Annotated in this window: 16 protein-coding genes; 4 read left to right on the top strand and 12 right to left on the bottom strand. The window is 43.3% G+C overall.

Annotated elements, in window-relative coordinates; all coding sequences use genetic code 11:
• Nucleotides 1-270 precede the first annotated feature (270 nt).
• The 5 genes from V6W81_RS21090 to V6W81_RS21110 all read right to left on the bottom strand — a co-directional run bounded on the left by V6W81_RS21090 (nt 271) and on the right by V6W81_RS21110 (nt 4374).
• Nucleotides 271-1260, bottom strand: coding sequence for a serine/threonine protein kinase (locus tag V6W81_RS21090; RefSeq protein WP_338540260.1), 990 nt, complete (start codon nt 1258-1260; stop codon nt 271-273).
• A gap of 307 nt (nt 1261-1567) precedes the next feature.
• Nucleotides 1568-2437, bottom strand: coding sequence for an alpha/beta fold hydrolase (locus V6W81_RS21095; protein WP_145046591.1), 870 nt, complete (start codon nt 2435-2437; stop codon nt 1568-1570).
• A gap of 222 nt (nt 2438-2659) precedes the next feature.
• Complete coding sequence (gene rnhA, locus V6W81_RS21100) at nt 2660-3313, bottom strand: ribonuclease H (RefSeq protein ID WP_239288216.1); 654 nt, start codon at nt 3311-3313, stop codon at nt 2660-2662.
• Nucleotides 3314-3408: 95 nt separating this feature from the next.
• Nucleotides 3409-3795: a hypothetical protein gene (locus V6W81_RS21105; RefSeq protein WP_338540261.1), complete on the bottom strand. Its 387-nt coding sequence runs from the start codon at nt 3793-3795 to the stop codon at nt 3409-3411.
• A gap of 156 nt (nt 3796-3951) precedes the next feature.
• The gene (locus tag V6W81_RS21110) at nt 3952-4374 is read right to left on the bottom strand and encodes a hypothetical protein (RefSeq protein ID WP_338540262.1); all 423 of its coding nucleotides are present in this window, start codon (nt 4372-4374) and stop codon (nt 3952-3954) included.
• A 416-nt stretch (nt 4375-4790) separates the two neighbouring features.
• Here V6W81_RS21110 and V6W81_RS21115 point away from each other — a divergent pair, with 416 nt between their 5' ends.
• Entirely contained in the window at nt 4791-5369 is a 579-nt protein-coding gene (locus tag V6W81_RS21115) for a DUF421 domain-containing protein (RefSeq protein ID WP_338540263.1), read from the top strand.
• 312 nt (nt 5370-5681) lie between these two features.
• Here V6W81_RS21115 and V6W81_RS21120 read toward each other — a convergent pair whose 3' ends face one another.
• From V6W81_RS21120 to V6W81_RS21130, 3 genes are all read right to left on the bottom strand, one after another.
• Nucleotides 5682-6245 (bottom strand): nitroreductase family protein, encoded by a 564-nt coding sequence (locus V6W81_RS21120; RefSeq protein ID WP_338540264.1) that lies wholly within the window; start codon nt 6243-6245, stop codon nt 5682-5684.
• A 66-nt stretch (nt 6246-6311) separates the two neighbouring features.
• Entirely contained in the window at nt 6312-7079 is a 768-nt protein-coding gene (locus V6W81_RS21125) for an ABC transporter ATP-binding protein (protein ID WP_338540265.1), read from the bottom strand.
• Between the two features lie 2 nt (nt 7080-7081).
• The gene (locus V6W81_RS21130) at nt 7082-8191 is read right to left on the bottom strand and encodes a FecCD family ABC transporter permease (protein ID WP_338540266.1); all 1110 of its coding nucleotides are present in this window, start codon (nt 8189-8191) and stop codon (nt 7082-7084) included.
• A gap of 131 nt (nt 8192-8322) precedes the next feature.
• On the opposite strand from V6W81_RS21130, the gene V6W81_RS21135 reads away from it, so the two are divergent.
• Nucleotides 8323-9396: an ABC transporter substrate-binding protein gene (locus V6W81_RS21135; RefSeq protein ID WP_338540267.1), complete on the top strand. Its 1074-nt coding sequence runs from the start codon at nt 8323-8325 to the stop codon at nt 9394-9396.
• A gap of 656 nt (nt 9397-10052) precedes the next feature.
• Here the strand turns inward: V6W81_RS21135 and V6W81_RS21140 are convergent.
• Nucleotides 10053-11414 carry an amino acid permease gene (locus V6W81_RS21140; protein WP_338544038.1) on the bottom strand — a complete coding sequence of 454 codons (1362 nt, stop codon included), beginning with the start codon at nt 11412-11414 and terminating at the stop codon, nt 10053-10055.
• Between the two features lie 272 nt (nt 11415-11686).
• Between V6W81_RS21140 and sigK the strand changes: the two genes are divergently transcribed.
• Nucleotides 11687-12388, top strand: a complete 702-nt coding sequence (sigK, locus tag V6W81_RS21145; protein WP_056695710.1) for an RNA polymerase sporulation sigma factor SigK — start codon at nt 11687-11689, stop codon at nt 12386-12388.
• Between the two features lie 100 nt (nt 12389-12488).
• On the opposite strand, the gene V6W81_RS21150 is transcribed toward sigK, so the two are convergent.
• The 3 genes from V6W81_RS21150 to V6W81_RS21160 form a co-directional block, all read right to left on the bottom strand.
• The gene (locus tag V6W81_RS21150) at nt 12489-12923 is read right to left on the bottom strand and encodes an ATP-binding protein (RefSeq protein ID WP_338540268.1); all 435 of its coding nucleotides are present in this window, start codon (nt 12921-12923) and stop codon (nt 12489-12491) included.
• Between the two features lie 2 nt (nt 12924-12925).
• Nucleotides 12926-13663 carry a tRNA(His) guanylyltransferase Thg1 family protein gene (locus V6W81_RS21155; protein WP_145046611.1) on the bottom strand — a complete coding sequence of 246 codons (738 nt, stop codon included), beginning with the start codon at nt 13661-13663 and terminating at the stop codon, nt 12926-12928.
• Between the two features lie 271 nt (nt 13664-13934).
• Nucleotides 13935-15179: an MFS transporter gene (locus V6W81_RS21160; protein WP_338540269.1), complete on the bottom strand. Its 1245-nt coding sequence runs from the start codon at nt 15177-15179 to the stop codon at nt 13935-13937.
• A 263-nt stretch (nt 15180-15442) separates the two neighbouring features.
• On the opposite strand from V6W81_RS21160, the gene V6W81_RS21165 reads away from it, so the two are divergent.
• On the top strand, nt 15443-16228 hold the full coding sequence (locus V6W81_RS21165; protein WP_338540270.1) for a hypothetical protein: 786 nt from the start codon (nt 15443-15445) through the stop codon (nt 16226-16228).
• Nucleotides 16229-16303 lie beyond the last annotated feature (75 nt).

The following is a 16303-nucleotide window of genomic DNA, read 5'->3' on the forward strand; positions in this document are numbered from 1 at the left end:
ACGAATTGTAACTCACTTACCAACTAGAGATATTCGTAGCGGAAGGACATGAGCGTTCGAGAAATCGAGGATGATTTATCATTTACTCGTCTCTGTTGTTGCCCTTCTATATTGCACACAGATACTTTTCCTGATTAAAGCAGCTAACGGTACTATACATTTGACTCCCTAACAAATAAAACAGGTTAGATACAACCCACCGGGGTTAATCTGACCTGTTTTTTCGTATGCATATGATATGTAACACTTGGCGTATACCTGGGATTTGGTTCAGGCGGTCTCGTGCTGTTTGCCTGACTCCGCTTCGTAGATCTGAGTATGTTCATTCTCAGCCAATGACCACTCCACCGTTCCCGGTTTACGCACTTTCCACACCAAAGCCTGCATCTGCAATGATCTTCTCACCCACCGTAGCGAAGCACAACGCTTCTCGGAACGAACGGATAGTCCCCAGTGAATGACATGAGCGAGCCATGGATTCACATATTCATTGTGCGAACGCACTGACGGGAGTTCATCCTGGAATAGACGCTGCTTCACATCCATCGGCGGCTGTCCACATGTCCAGTAATGAAGCAGTGCTGCTAGACTATATATATCGGACATCGGCCCTTGACTGGACTTCTCTGAATAAAATTCGAGCGGAGAATATCCAGCAGATGTGAAAATGACCTGTTTCTCACCAGATGGCATCGGCCACCGAACGGCAGAACCGAAATCTAATAATTTAGGCGTACCATCCTCCATCACCATAATGTTAGAAGGTTTCAGATCCCGATGCAGAATGCCTTGCTTATGTATATGTTCAACGGTATCGATAATCGGAAGAAGCGTGCCTTTGATAAAAGCAGCATCCAATGCATGATTACGTTCTTTCAAATAATCATTCAACATCGTCCCCGTACAGTATTCCATCACAAGGTAGCCGGTATCATTCGCTTCAAAATGATCTACATATTGAATAATATGAGGATGATTCAGACCAGATAACAGCTCTCCTTCAATTAGGAAAGAAGCAAGTAACTCTTGATACTGTCCACTGTATCCTCGTGAGGAACAATACACACTCCGTTTGTCAGACTGACGGGAAGCCAGACTTTGAGGGAAGAATTCTTTGATCGCAACTTTCGCGCCTGTATTCCGATCTCTTCCTATGTATACAATAGCCAGCTCGCTACAAGCTAGGACTTGTCTTACTTGATATGTATCGTTCAATATAACATTGCGTTGCAGTGCCATTTTGTAGTTATCTTTTCTCATAACTTCCTTCGTCTCACCCCTATCTAACTGAGGAACTTTCCGCAGGTTGCATCATTTCGTTCAGTCAGTAAGCAATTGGATCGCCAACCATATATATAAACCAAATGATGCAACATGAATCATATCCCTGCGAAAAAAATATAATTATTTTACCTTAATACTACACTTGCTTCATTCTATTACTTACGCATACCTTACTCGTACCCATAATTGTTTCATTCTTCTATTTATGTTATCGACAGAACGGAGCATTTAATGAATGCATTCGCACAAAAAGTATAATTATTCCGCTCAATGTCTATATCGTTTAATAATTCTCTTGTAAGAAAAGCTTAATCTCCTCGTTCATCTGAACCAGCACATCCTGGGATGGATAATGTCCGGTATCATACTTAACGGTTCTCACATTCGGGATAATCTTTCGTGCTCTCTCAATCAACTTATCTCCTGGGAAAAAGATATCCTTCTCACCTGCCAAGAGTAGTGTTGGGGCAGTGTAGTTCAACAATTCTTCTCGGTCGGTCAGCTTCGGCATATCCTGTTCCAGACTTACATGTTTGAAAATTTTGCCGATGATGTTCTTATCTACTTCCTTCATACAGTTACAAGACATGGTATCTGCAATTTTTTGCAGCGAATTCGGTGAAGAAGTCATTCGGTAAGTCACAATCGGAAGCATGAAGTCCTGAGCCACTTTCATTTTGGAACGAGCAATCAGTCCCGCTGGTGCAACTAGAACGGAGCACGCAATTCGATCCGGAATATACGTTGCGAGTCTCAGAATAATTCCACCGCCAAAGGAAGGACCGATAAAGGCACTTTGCTCAATCTCATAGTGATCTAGCAGATCCGTCACCCACATCGCCAAGCTATCAAACCTCGCGGAGATTCGGGTATCCTCACTATAGCCGGGGTGACCAATGGTATCCGGTGCAATAATTCGATAATCCTTAAATAAGGAAGAGAACCATGACAGCGTCATCGGATTCACACAATTCCCGCCTTGGAGAATAAATAACGGCTTGCCGTCCTTAGGACCAGTCAATAACACATGGGTCTGTCCAAAACGTGTTTCAACATACTCACGCGTAAAGCCCTCACCCAACTGATCTACATATGCCTCGTATTCCTCAAGAATACAACTCTTACCTTCTTCACTTCTGTAAATGGAACTCATGTCTGCCTCCTGCAATGTGTACTCAAATAACTCATTTTCATCATATTCGTTTCATATAACCAGTAAAAATAACGACTCAAAAAGATAAAGAGGGCCTGCAGACGGCAGGCTCCTCCATATGTGCAACTTATCATATTGACTGATTATAGAATGGAAATTGGAAATTGTAAATATCGTTTCTAATAGACAACAAATATCATGATTAGAGAGCGCAACGGCAGCTTATTTTCGGCCATAATCCGCCTTAATTTCGCCCCATTGTTTGGTCTGCCATTTCAGCACTTTATTACTGTATGTGTTGGTTCGCAGCCACTGCTCTGCACGGTCAATCATAAGCCAGATTTCTTCTGTTGAAGAATCTCGCGGCAATGTGGTCGATACCGCCTTTTGCTTCAACCATTTCATCGCATTGACTGAGTCGGTGTACACCGTCTTATTACTGCCCTCTTTCTTAAGATGAGCCAGTGCATGTACAATCGCTAGAAATTCTCCAAGATTGTTGGTGCCTTTTGAGATTGGGCCAACCGAGAAGATGATCTCACCAGTACGAGTATCCACTCCTTTATATTCTACCGGCCCTGGATTACCTCGTGTACCTACATCAACCGAAATGCTGTCATAATCGACCTCTTCGGAGGTTTCCATGCCAGCACTACGTCCACTGCTTCCTGCCTTCGTCTTGGACGAACCCTTAGCACCAGTGCCCCAATTGCCTTTCCAACCTGCACGATACGCTTCTTCTGCCGCAGCTTTGGATTCGTATGACTTATATTTAGCCCCAGTATATTGATCTGTCTGCGCCTTGCATTCTGCCCACGTACTATATACACCTGGCTGTTTGCCTTCCCAGACAACATAATATTTAGATTTGGCCATCGTTACCCGCTCCCTTACTCGCTTACGTTCAATACCCTATTGTATACGAACCACAGGGTGGATTGAAAGTTAATGATAGTTCATAGAAAAAGTAATTATATGATCTCTCTTATGATGGGGGTTATTGCGAAGCAGTTGTCCAATTCAGGTTCGTCTAATAGCGCCCAATAACGTAGCGTATTGTAGTGAATGTCCGCATCAAGAATGAGATGATGTTTCAGTACATTGATTATCTCTGGATCGCACGTTCCTTCCACAAGAGCATCGTTACAAGATTCAATTATAATGATCATCAGCGCGAACTTTTCTTCAACATCCCATGGGTATTGATCATACGCATCCAGAAATTCAGTTATCCTAGAAGCATCCGCAACCTCATACTCCCAGTCTTGTGTAAATTCACCCTGTGATTTAAGATTCAATTTACTGCACAGGCTCCTTACTGCATGTCCTGTAACATACTTAGGATAGTTCTTCTCCATATGGATCTCCTTCGTATAATTCCTTTTACATCAATTGTATCACTCTCTTAATTGGATCGATCCGTCAGATTGTGTATACAGAAAGGTTAACATATGAAGTATACTTCAACCATCCAGCTTATATCATATTTATCGCATAGCGGATGCAAAGACCTATTACCTATCTCTCTCTAACGAATGAAGGGGATTGGCAATATGTTCCCCAACCTCTGCAATAGTTTCTTCGATTTCACTACGAATGGCTGGGTCTAGCTTATTATCCTGATGTAAAGAATTTTGCACTTGTGAAAAGCATCCCTTTAACCCTAAATTCACTACTAGCGACAGCATAATGTCTACCTCATCATAGGAGTCCGTATTCCACAGCTTTCGAAGCACCTGGTCTATGTTATCTCGTAGTTCCTTCTCTAGTAACTCATACGTCATCGCTTGTCGATCAGTTAGCTCGCTAAGAATCAGTAAGAACTCTTGCTTATCGTTTGTACCATTCTCAAAGTGTTGAAGTGCGTCATGGAACAGCGTATGTAAAAAGTCTACAGCACAATAATCAGGTAATTTGCGGATATCTTCGTAATGCATAATTAATGTGGCATCTCCTCTCCAGTTCTGAGCTTCGAACAAAGTTACATTATCTTCTTTTTAATATCCAAAAATTCAACTTCACTCTCCAAATTCTATTCACAAATAAAGCCATATCCCTATCATGATCGCATTAACGAACACTAGATTTTTCTGTTTATAATAAATAACAATACATCTCCACTAACAGTTTGAACTTAAAATTTCCCAGGCAATGAACTGTACAACAGCATCCAAGTTATTAGAGGTTAGTGCCCAAACGATAAGGAAGTGGGAATGAGGCGACAGGTATCCAAGCAAAAAGAACATGTTGAACATTGAAGATTTGTATTTTCCCTTTTGCATAAATTCCCCTTATCCAGAACACGCTAATCCTAATGATGGAAAAGACTGTATTAGAAAGGAGATCGAAGTACATGGATTGGATATGGAAATCGATCTTACTTGTTCTGGTGGGTATGCTTTTATTGCGCATTGCGGGGCGTAAGTCCATCTCACAGATGAGTGTTGCAACCACGGTCATTATGATCTCAATCGGAACAACGATTGTACAGCCTATTGCGAATCATGAGCTTGGCAAAGCCATTGGATCAGCAACTGTTTTTATTGCGACTTTACTGGCTGTAGAGGTGCTTCAGTTGAAATTCAATTTTTTCGAACGGCTGATGAGTGGTAGCTCCAAAATTGTTGTTGAAGACGGCAAAATCATTGTGCCCAATCTGAACAAGATGCGTTATACCGTGGATCAGTTAGAGATGCATCTGCGCCAAAGTGGCATCTCTAGTGTGGAAGACCTGGAAACGGCAACTGTAGAACCAAACGGTCAATTGGGCTATGTATTGAAAAGACATGCGCGTCCAGTCACGATTGGAGATTTGGAGCTATTGCTTCAGGGTCAGAATCCTAATGTAAAACAGGATAATAATTCAGGAAACATTTTCAATGAAGTCAGCCAGGGTGAGCATCAGGAGCCAGTTGATCCTATGCTACGCTGATCCGCTAGTCTTATCCAATAGAACCGTCCCATAAAGCAATGCCACATTGCAATCGGGACGGTTTTTTGTTGTTATGTTCATTCCATTCTTCTCCGTATCGTTCAAAATAAAATTAATAAACAGAAAAAAGCCGAAGCCTTAAGGCTCCAGCTAGGGGTGTGTCTGAAAACTCCGAAGGAAGCAGATTTTGACGAATTTTGTTTCAAGCAAGAAAGTTTTCCGCAGGCGTGCCGGGGCACGTCAAGGGAAAGTGACGCAGCAGGGGGCGAAAAGGCGGTAAAAGATGCACTTCAGCGAGTTTTGAGACACGCCCTAATTAAATATCGTTAGTTTATCTTCTGCAGCAGTTCGCGGACGTGGCTGAGGAATGACTTCGGGATAACCAATGTGCAGTACACCTACGATCCGTTCGCCTGGTTGTACCCCTGCCATCTCACGGAAATTAGGAGAGAACTGGTATGCATTTGTTTTCCACACAACCCCAAGTCCCTGCTCCCACGCAGCCAACTGGAAACTCTGTATCCAGCTACATACTGCACCAAAATCCTCAATCCATTGTTTCGAACGAGGGTCTTCCTTCATCACCACAATTAAGTGCAGCGGAATGATTGCATACTCGGCTCTACGTGACTCTTCATATCTACGACGGTCATCGGCCGACAGGGCATCCAGCACCGCTTCTGTAAATAGATGACGGGAATCACCCGAAAATTGAATATAACGCCAAGGCTCACGCAAGCCATGATTAGGTGCCCAGTTGGCTGTATTTAACAACGACAGCAACAGCTCCTGAGGAACGGGAGTACTCTTGAACTGCCTGATTGTCCTGCGATCCATAATCGTCTGTGCTACGGGTGTTAGCTGATTGACCTTCATAAGTTCACTCCTTGTGTAATGTATGGTCTAATAGTCTCACTTATTATGATGCTCTCTCTCTTGAACTTACCGTGTGCTTAGATAAGCAATCCCAAGCCCACCTGTTACGGGATTTTGGTAGATTTCACAATCTACCTCAAACACTTCACCAATCATCTCGCGGGTTAATATATCGGCAGGTTTACCATGAACCACAATCTGTCCCTGCTTCACCACGTAGAGATGATCACAATACGAAGCGGCGAGTTCAAGATCGTGCAGCGCAGCCAGAATTCCGATATCGAGGCTTTTCACGATATTGAGAATCTGTAGCTGGTATTTAATATCCAGATGATTGGTCGGCTCGTCCAATATCAGAAATTCGGGTTGCTGAGCCAGCACACGAGCCAACACAACACGCTGCTTCTCCCCGCCGGACAACGAAATATAGTTACGGTCTGCGTGTCCGTTTAGATGTACCTTTTCCAAAGCCTGCTCGACAATTTCAAGATCCCGTCCATTATCCGTCTCCAGCAACTTCTTATGCGGGGTACGTCCCATCATGACCATCTCACGCACCGTAAAATCGAAGCTCAACTCGTTAAACTGACCCACTACACCCATATGCCGAGCAACGACTTTGGGACTGGACTTCAATATATCCGTATGATCCAAAAATACATTGCCCTGCTGGGGCTTAATGACCTTATAGATGCTCTTGAGCAGCGTGGATTTGCCACAACCGTTAGGTCCGATCAAGCCAACGAACTGCTTTTCTTTTACCTGCAAAGAAATATTACGAATAATATCTGTGTTCTGCACCGTGATGGATATGTTCTCTACATTCAGTTCCATGGTTAGTTTCCTCCAAAACCGTAGCCTTTTTTGACTAACATATACATGAACATCGGTGCACCTATCATCGCTGTAATGATCCCGATTGGCAGCTCTACACTGGATATCAGAGATCTTGCAATAACGTCTGTCCAGATGAGGAAGATCGCACCAAAGAGTACGGATACAGGCATCACTTTGCGATGGTCTGAACCGACCAGACCTCTAACGATATGCGGAATAATGAGACCGACAAAACCAATCATGCCGCAGCTCGCCACCATAACCCCTGTCACCAGCGCCGTTAATAACATATAGAGCCTACGGTACACACTCAAGTTAATGCCAAGCGTAACTGCTGCTTCATCACCCAGTAACATGGTGTTCAGCACACGGGATTGCAATAGGAAGAACACAATCGACACAATCACCACGATACCGATCAAAGGTAGCTTATTCCACCCGGAGGCAGCGAGACTACCCATCGTCCAGAACGTTACCGTTTTGATTCCCTCAGCGTTGTTAGCAAAATAGATAATAAAATTAGAAAAGGCTGTACACAGCGCATTAATAACCATGCCAGCAAGCACAAGCTTGACTGAGGTCATCTTGCCCCGAATGCCTGCTAAGGTTAGCACCAACAAGGAAGCTCCCATGGCTCCCGCAAATGCCCAGAAGGCCACTCCCGTCTGTCCTAACCAACTGATGGCACCGAATCCAATCAAGATCGCAAACGTTGCTCCGAGTGAAGCTCCCGAAGATATACCCAATATGTATGGATCGGCCAACGGGTTCTGTACAGCTGCCTGCATGACTGCACCACACATCGCGAGACCCGCACCAATAAACATCGCCATCAGAACACGCGGAAAACGAATCTGCCAGATGATATCGGTAAATGATCCAGCTTCAATCGCTGCTTGACCGATTTGGAATCCTGTCAATTTGAATACAAGGATGCGATAGGATTCAGCAAGCGGGATACTCACCTGCCCGATCGATACGGCAATGCCAACAGAAATAATCATCACACCAATCAGAAGCGCGATTAATAATGCAAAACCGGATTTGCTGTGAATAAGAGATTCTTTTCTTCCCACACGCGGTGTCTGAAGCTGAACTGTCTGTGCCATCTTGTCCCCCATCATTTCCTACGAAAATAAAATAAAAAGAATTTAGCTATTTACAAAGTATTTTCTCGGATTATAATTGAGAATGATTATCTTTGTCAATTTACATTACAGAAAAGGGGCTCTCTCTCATTATGAAATTTACATCCAGAAAAGTACTCATCACCTGTCTAAGTCTTATGCTACTTCTTCTCGCTGCTTGTTCTAATGCCACATCCTCCAATACGGAGCAAACCACCGCATCAGGAGAAAATACAACCAACACTTCAGAATCAACCACTACCGCTGGAGATACGAATAAAACAACCTATCCACTGACGATTGAAAACTTCAGTATCTCCGGTGAAGGCGGAGAATGGAAACCGAAATCCCAGACGTTCGAGAAAGCACCTGAGCGTGTTGTAGCCAACACACAATCTGTAGCTGAAATGTTAATTAAGCTCGGTCTAACAGACAAAATGGTCGGAGTAGCTGCATTGTATGGCTCTGTGACTCCAGATGTTGCTGACGATTTCGCTAAAATTCCAGTCCTATCCGAAAACTATGTAGGTAAAGAGCTCGTTGTAGGCGCAAGCCCAGACATCGTGTTGGGTCGCGGTGACCTGTTCGCAGATGCTGACTGGGGCGTGGGTACCGTGGATGGACTGAACGACATGAATATCCATACATTCCTGCAAACAACAAACCATAAGGGCACATTGGACAGCCTCTATAATGATATTGCACAGCTCGGACAGATCTTCGATGTACAGGAAAATGCTACATCTTTCACCGAGAGCCTGAAAGCACGTGCTGAAGCAATCAAGGCGAGTGTTGCAGATCAGCCTGAGCATACATTTGCTTACATCGTACCTGCGTCCGAAGATTCCATTACAGTTAGCAGCATGCAAAATGATACGTATCAATTGGATGCGCTCAGCCTGCTGAAATTGAAGAATGCTTTTGATGGCGTGCAAGGCGAAGTCAGTGTAGAGCAACTGATCACAGCTAACCCAGACTACCTGCTGTTGTCTGCGTATACGGGTTCCCCGGATATCGACAAACTGATTCAAAATCTATATGCTAATCCTGCCTTGCAAAGTATGAATGCGATTAAGAACAAACAAATCTATGTCACTGATTTTGGTCAGTTCTGGGGTTATGGGCATCAGATTCTCGATGGTATCGAAAATATGCAGAAGCAAATGAATGAAAACCCAATTCAATAACAAGCATGTTCATCTTGATTGAAAGTGCTACATTATGAAATGAATGTAATCAGTTAATATGCTGGACAACGCAACGCTATATGACAAGAGCAGGAGATGTTAATCTCACTGCTCTTTTTCTTTAGGACATTACTACGTAATGCGTGTGTGAAATGGATTACATCATGTAGTGTGATTTGAGAACAAACGAATGAGGCAACGAGCAGATAAAGTATATTCATCAACGATCTTCTCTGCATACACCGTCGATTTTAACGACTCTGAGAGACCTTATTGGATCGGATCACGAGGAATGGAAATAGTAAGGAATCTGAGAAAAGTTATATGACGAAATACAACGGAATGAAACTAGTTTTCGCACCCAAAAGGCATATTAGCGTGTCAACGATTCGTTATCTTTTCCGAAATGCAATTTTCCCGCCAATAAGGCCTACTGAGTTCGTTAGGGATGGAGGTTAGCACTCAACAAAAAAAGTTGCCCCAAGTCATATGAACGACTTTTGAGACAACTCCTTATTTACTCCAACTATACTTTTGGATTTTTTTACTTTTATTTGATTTTTCACTTTACTTTTATTGATTCTTATTTTTTTGGCTTAATGCTTCGTTTCTTAATACATTACTGCTTTTTATAACGTTACGCCCTGTTCTACCAATCAGCTCTTACTCAAAGCACGTCTTCTCTTCTGCACAAGATATACGCCCACCAGCAGAATGAACCATACCGGCGTTACAAACAATGCTACCCGAGTATCTTCTGCGAATCCGAGGATCACCAGAACAAAGACCAAGAAAGTGAGAATAATGTAATTCGAGAACGGATATAGCGGCAATCTAAACTTCGCACGCTTAGCAAGTTCTGGCTGAGTACGGCGATATTTCAGATGACTGATTACGGTGATGCCCCACACAAAAATAAAGCAAACGGTCGACACACTCGTAATTAGAACAAACACGCCCTCAGGCATGACATAATTCAATATAATCGCAAGCAGAATAATCAACGTCGAGAAAAACAGCGCATTGGACGGTACCTTTCTCCGGTTAACTCGTGCAAACGAAGAAGGTGCATTGCGATCCTTGGCCATCGAGAATACCATACGACTTGTACTAAAAATGGCACTATTACATGCCGAAGCTGCCGACGTCAGCACGACAAAATTTACAATTCCTGCGGCTGTTGCGATACCGACAGCAGCAAATACCTGCACAAATGGACTCTCACTCGGCACAATAGCGTTCCAAGGATAGATGCTCATAATGATCAACAAGGCGCCAACGTAGAATAACAACACCCGAATCGGGATCTGGTTGATGGCCTTAGGAATGACTTTCTCTGGATTCTCTGTCTCCCCAGCTGTAAGCCCTACAAGTTCAATACCGACAAAGGCGAAGACAACCATCTGGAACGATAGTAAAAACCCATGTAACCCATGTGGGAATAGTCCACCATGACTCCAGATATTTGTGAAGCTTGCTGGACCTAGATCCGTAGAGAATCCTTTGACAATCATGAAGAGCCCAATGACAATCAGCGCCACGATGGCAATGACTTTAATTAAAGCAAACCAGAACTCCATTTCCCCAAACCATTTAACTGTAGCCAAATTCATGATCAACAGAATAACCAGTGCAATTAAGCCCGGCATCCATTGAGGAATGTTCGGAAACCAAAATTGTGTGTACAGCCCAACCGCTGTAACGTCTGCCATCGCAATCGATATCCAGCAGAACCAGTAGGTCCATCCCGTGACAAATGCCGCCATCTCCCCAAGGTAATCACGCACAAAGTCCACAAATGAATGATAGTTCAAATTGCTTAACAACAATTCTCCCAAGGCACGCATGATCAGGAACAGCACGATCCCTGTGATGATGTAGGCAAGCAGGATCGACGGCCCAGCCAATTGAATGGTTTTGCCTGCCCCTAGGAACAGTCCCGTACCAATGGCTCCCCCGATGGCCATCAGCTGCACATGCCTATTTTTTAACCCCCGCGTTAATGTTTCTTCTTGCATCGTACTCAACCACTCTCTTTCTGCTCATGCTCTCTAAGTTGCTAAAATAGTTATACCCCATCATATAATAATCTCCGCAGAATACAATCCCTGATTTTTTATTTTTTAAGACTGTCGAATCCCTTCTGCAGAAATATCAATGATTGCTTGGAGATTCAAACCCTTTTTCACGTGTACGTGCACTTCTGGGCAACAGCCTACATACAATAAATCGACCCTGTTCCCTTATGTGCTCAGGCCAGATCGTTGTAAAACTGCAGGAGGTGTCATCTGTGCCCGGATTGTTTACTGCAATTGCCCTATTCATCAAAGAGTTGACGTTGCTCGTCTCGTATGTCAAAAATAATGCATTCCCTCAACCGCTCGCTGAGGACGACGAAGCCAAACATTTACGCCTCATGGCTGAAGGCAATGCCCATTCTCGAAATCTGTTGATCGAACACAATTTGCGCCTCGTCGCACATATCGTTAAGAAATTTGATAATACCGGCGAAGATCAGGAGGACCTGATTTCAATCGGAACCATCGGTTTGATCAAGGCTATCGAAAGCTTCCAGCAAGGAAAAGGAACCAAGCTTGCTACGTTTGCCGCTCGTTGTATTGAGAACGAAATACTGATGCATCTCCGTTCCCTGAAAAAAACACGTAAAGACGTATCCCTGCATGATCCCATCGGAACAGATAAAGAAGGCAATGAAATTACACTGATAGATATCCTAGGAACAGAAGCAGATGATGTCGTAGACCGGGTTCAACTCAAAATTGAGAAAAGTAAAATTTATCGTAATCTCGATATTCTCGATGATCGGGAGAAAGAAGTCGTTATTGGCCGATTCGGTCTGGAAGCAGGTGGTGAAGAACGGACCCAGCGTGAAATCGCCAAGGAACTGGGCATCTCCCGTTCTTATGTGTCGCGGATTGAGAAAAGGGCGCTCATGAAGCTTTATCATGAGTTCTATAAACAAAAGAGTTAGAAACTTCTTCATCATCGAAGTTAGGTTCTGCATTGTAACCAAAAGGGAGCTTATCCGGTGCTTTAAAACTGCGCCCGAATAGCTCCCTTTGCATACCTACTTATATCTGCTCAACCTCAAACTCTCCATCCACGGAACGGATTAAATACAACGTATCAAACCCTTCAGCGTATGTAGGCATTTGCAAATTCTTCATCGTGCTTTTGAGTCCAACCTCAGGAATCTTAGCGGCTCCTTCTCTCCGTTCATTCCTCGCATAAGACAACTCGTAATCAGGTTCAAAATAATAACCAACAACCTTAAATCGGTTCCTCTTGGCTGCATCGATATACTTCTTTCGTTCTTCGATCGTGGGATTCGTATTATCAATCACAAAGGGTTGTTTCGCCTCAAGCGAAGCGGTTAAATAAATCTGCTCACGATGTCTCGTTCTCAACATATCCAGATTGATTCGAATATGCGTTTTGAAGAAGTTTGCTTGATAAAATGTCGATTTCCCCGAGGCCTGTATCCCAACAAAAATTATACATTCCACTGTTACTCATCCTTTTGTAGATAAACGTATTGATTAATGTATTCACGATCCTGGCTAAAGATAGGCGTTTCCAAATCCACGTCCCATTTGCTCCGCGTAGCTTCACCCTTTTTGTAAAATTGCTTGGTTATACAGGCTCCACGTTTCTGCCAGATCGGTAGGTCATTCCAATTGATCCCTCTTTCAAGGAATAATTTATCCTGTAGACTTTTCCCATCTAGACCTTGTAGCTCGTTATGTGGAAAATGAGCTTGCGCTACCATAGAGATGCTGTTCTTCGTTGCATCCTGTTGTCGCCAGAGAAAATAATTGGTCACTTCATCCGGCGGAAGCACCCAAGCCCTACTATCAAAGGTGGCCAGTGGCTTGTCCGGATAATGATCTCGGATCACTTCATTAAACTTGGCGGTTGCCATCGAGGCGGATACGGAAACCATCTTTTGCAGGTTATTTTCAAACCATGATTTCGTTGTTAATTTATCGTAGTTCGTCAACAGCAGAGATATTTCATCGCTCTGATGGTACACTAATTTGCACCCCATAATGTTCTGCGCTAAGTATTTACTGGTCTCCCACAGAGCCCCTGTCAATGCTTCATCAAATGGTTTCTTCAAGCCACGTGTAAACGTGTGAAAGTGACATCCATCGATTCGAATAATAATCGGCAGCCGCTGAGGGAGGGTTTGTCTGAATGTATTTTCATACCCCTTCATCCGATTTCCAAAATCATCTTTTCTCATCTCTACCCCTCCTGCAAAACCTATGTAATTAAAATCCTCGTTGTCTTGTCTCGTCTTGTCTTGTTGGTACATCTATTGTCTAACGTGCAACTCCATCAACAGCTATTTATCACTTCATTATACAACGTAAAAAGCTTGCGAACTATTGGTTTCTCCTGACGCACTTGATGTTAATTATTACTTCTCATCTTAATTGATCTGAAACCAAAAAACCTCCATTCCACATCTCAATGTGTGAACAGAGGTTTTGTATGCTGCATGATATCCCTATTTAATTCGCTGATGCAACTTCTACCATTTCCGACTTATCAATCAATCGTTTTCTCCGATCCATTCCTACACTAATCAATAACCCTAATAATCCACAAGCTGCAATAACGGCTGCATAGAGCGGTACGGAACCCAGCCCCGTATGGGTAATTGCGAAGCCACCTAAGTACGCACCCCAGGCGTTACCCAAATTGAAAGCTGAATGACTTGACGTCGTAGCAAGCAATGGCGCTTCTCGGGTCAGGTTCATAATGCGAATCTGCAATCCTGGCATAATACCGAATGCCGCGACACCCCAGCAAAATATTGTAATGACTGCAAGAGTAGCATTCTCTAGCGTAAACGTAAGTAGAGCGAGAAGTACAGCTAGTATACCGAAATTAACTATGAGTGACGGCATCAGCTTCCAATCCGCCAGACGTCCACCTACCATATTGCCAAGGGTAACACCTACGCCGAACAGTACAAGAATCCAGGTTACATTTTGCTCCGCAAAACCACTAATATCCACTAACATTGGAGTAATGTAAGTGAACACAGCAAAGAGACTTCCACATCCTAACGCACCTACAAGTAGAACCAATAATACCTGCGGGCGAATCAGGTTGCGAAACTGCTGCATCAGATTCGCTGGAGCGCCTTGTGGGATAACCGGAATAAAGCGAATGATCCCGATTAACGAAATGATACCTAGGATTGTAATCGCACCGAACGATGATCGCCATCCCAATTGTTGACCGATAAATGTACCAAATGGAACGCCAATGATATTCGCAATCGTAAGTCCTGCAAGCACAACGGATACAGCTCCTGCCCTTCTCTCTGGAGCAACCAGCTTCGTTGCCATAATCGATCCTACACCTAGAAACGTACCATGCGCAAATGCCGTCAAAATACGTGCGGAGATTAGTAACCCATAGGTTGGTGCTATAACAGACAAAGCGTTGCCTAGTATGAAAATGCACATTAATAGGACAAGCAATCTCTTTTGCGGTATTTTATGTGTAAACACCGTTAATATCGGTGCACCTACAGCTACACCAAGGGCATATCCCGTAATAAGTTGGCCTGCTTGTGGAATGCTCACATTCAGATCTGTCGCCACGTTTGGCAACAATCCCATAATGATAAATTCGGTCATACCAATCGCAAATGCACCTACAGTGAGGCACAGCAAGGACAATGGAAATGCACCTCGTGGATTGGATGGCGAAGCTTGCGCCTTATTGCTCTCTGTCTTACTCATACGATGTCTCTTCTCCTATCCGTTTAACATAATGAAACCTTGCACATCTCTATAAACACAACTTATATAGTATACCGCCATGCTCTAATCCTGAACAGTAATTCTCGGTATTCAGGCGCTATAGGGACATGAAGAAGCTGTGGGACTTTAGTTTTAAATCTGTCTTTTACGTATAGGTCAGACTTACCTTTTATCCCATTTTTTGTTGAAATACTCCTTAGCATATGTTTAATTGGTATGAATTCATAAGGAGGTATTACACATTGATAAGAAAAGAATTTAAGGCATTTTTAGCTTTTGTCATGTTCGCCACTGTTGTATTAGGAACTTTCCAGCATCCCCGAGCAAGTGCCGAAGAATCAGCTAACAACGAAATAACAATCGAAGAGAATTGGTGGGATGTGGATGCAGCACAAAGCTTAAGCACAGTAAATGACTCTTCTAAGCAACTAACCAAAGAAGAGGTCTTGGATATCGCTAGAGAACAACTTGAGAATCAGAATGCATCACAAGAGAGCATTGATTATTTCACTAACCTTATTGAGAACGAATATAACGCTATGCCTAACGAAGGAATAACAACGCAAGCTCAGGCTACACAAGCCGCTACCGCTAATACCAAACAAGTATTGATGAAGAGAGGTGGAGAGGATTACTATCAGTCTTACCTGGGAAGTAGATATATCGCCACTCACCGAGTTCAATACTTACCACCTACGGTGACAGCAGATATTATAGACAAAAAGCTGCGCGGAAACCTGACCACTTGGCAGCATGTGATGACGGCATTGTTAGGCTGGCCAATCTCTGCCAAATTCCCTGTAATCGGCCATATTATTTCAGCAGTAGGTGTTCTCAACACGATTGATTCATATATGACGTCTGAAACGATCCGTAAGATTGAAGCATCTACCGGAGCATCTAGAATTATTAGTTACAACTCCTCTCAGGGAGAAGACACTCTGTGGGTACCTTGGACAGAATACCCATATGCTAACGTTAGCGTCGACTCACAGTACTCTAAGAATTCCAGTCATGTGATCTATTAAAATTAAATTGATATTACGAATCAATATTAATCATCAAGTCATGACCAGGCTTACTATTATCCAATGTGAAAGGGA

It is taken from the genome of Paenibacillus tundrae, assembly GCF_036884255.1.
Lineage (GTDB): Bacteria > Bacillota > Bacilli > Paenibacillales > Paenibacillaceae > Paenibacillus.

What these genes read in the sequence shown, in the direction of transcription:
- V6W81_RS21090 (WP_338540260.1), bottom strand. Translation starts at nt 1,260, where the DNA reads ATGAGAAAAGATAACTACAAAATGGCACTGCAACGCAATGTTATATTG.
- V6W81_RS21095 (WP_145046591.1), bottom strand. Translation starts at nt 2,437, where the DNA reads ATGAGTTCCATTTACAGAAGTGAAGAAGGTAAGAGTTGTATTCTTGAG.
- rnhA (WP_239288216.1), bottom strand. Translation starts at nt 3,313, where the DNA reads ATGGCCAAATCTAAATATTATGTTGTCTGGGAAGGCAAACAGCCAGGT.
- V6W81_RS21105 (WP_338540261.1), bottom strand. Translation starts at nt 3,795, where the DNA reads ATGGAGAAGAACTATCCTAAGTATGTTACAGGACATGCAGTAAGGAGC.
- V6W81_RS21110 (WP_338540262.1), bottom strand. Translation starts at nt 4,374, where the DNA reads ATGCATTACGAAGATATCCGCAAATTACCTGATTATTGTGCTGTAGAC.
- V6W81_RS21115 (WP_338540263.1), top strand. Translation starts at nt 4,791, where the DNA reads ATGGATTGGATATGGAAATCGATCTTACTTGTTCTGGTGGGTATGCTT.
- V6W81_RS21120 (WP_338540264.1), bottom strand. Translation starts at nt 6,245, where the DNA reads ATGAAGGTCAATCAGCTAACACCCGTAGCACAGACGATTATGGATCGC.
- V6W81_RS21125 (WP_338540265.1), bottom strand. Translation starts at nt 7,079, where the DNA reads ATGGAACTGAATGTAGAGAACATATCCATCACGGTGCAGAACACAGAT.
- V6W81_RS21130 (WP_338540266.1), bottom strand. Translation starts at nt 8,191, where the DNA reads ATGGCACAGACAGTTCAGCTTCAGACACCGCGTGTGGGAAGAAAAGAA.
- V6W81_RS21135 (WP_338540267.1), top strand. Translation starts at nt 8,323, where the DNA reads ATGAAATTTACATCCAGAAAAGTACTCATCACCTGTCTAAGTCTTATG.
- V6W81_RS21140 (WP_338544038.1), bottom strand. Translation starts at nt 11,414, where the DNA reads ATGCAAGAAGAAACATTAACGCGGGGGTTAAAAAATAGGCATGTGCAG.
- V6W81_RS21155 (WP_145046611.1), bottom strand. Translation starts at nt 13,663, where the DNA reads ATGAGAAAAGATGATTTTGGAAATCGGATGAAGGGGTATGAAAATACA.
- V6W81_RS21160 (WP_338540269.1), bottom strand. Translation starts at nt 15,179, where the DNA reads ATGAGTAAGACAGAGAGCAATAAGGCGCAAGCTTCGCCATCCAATCCA.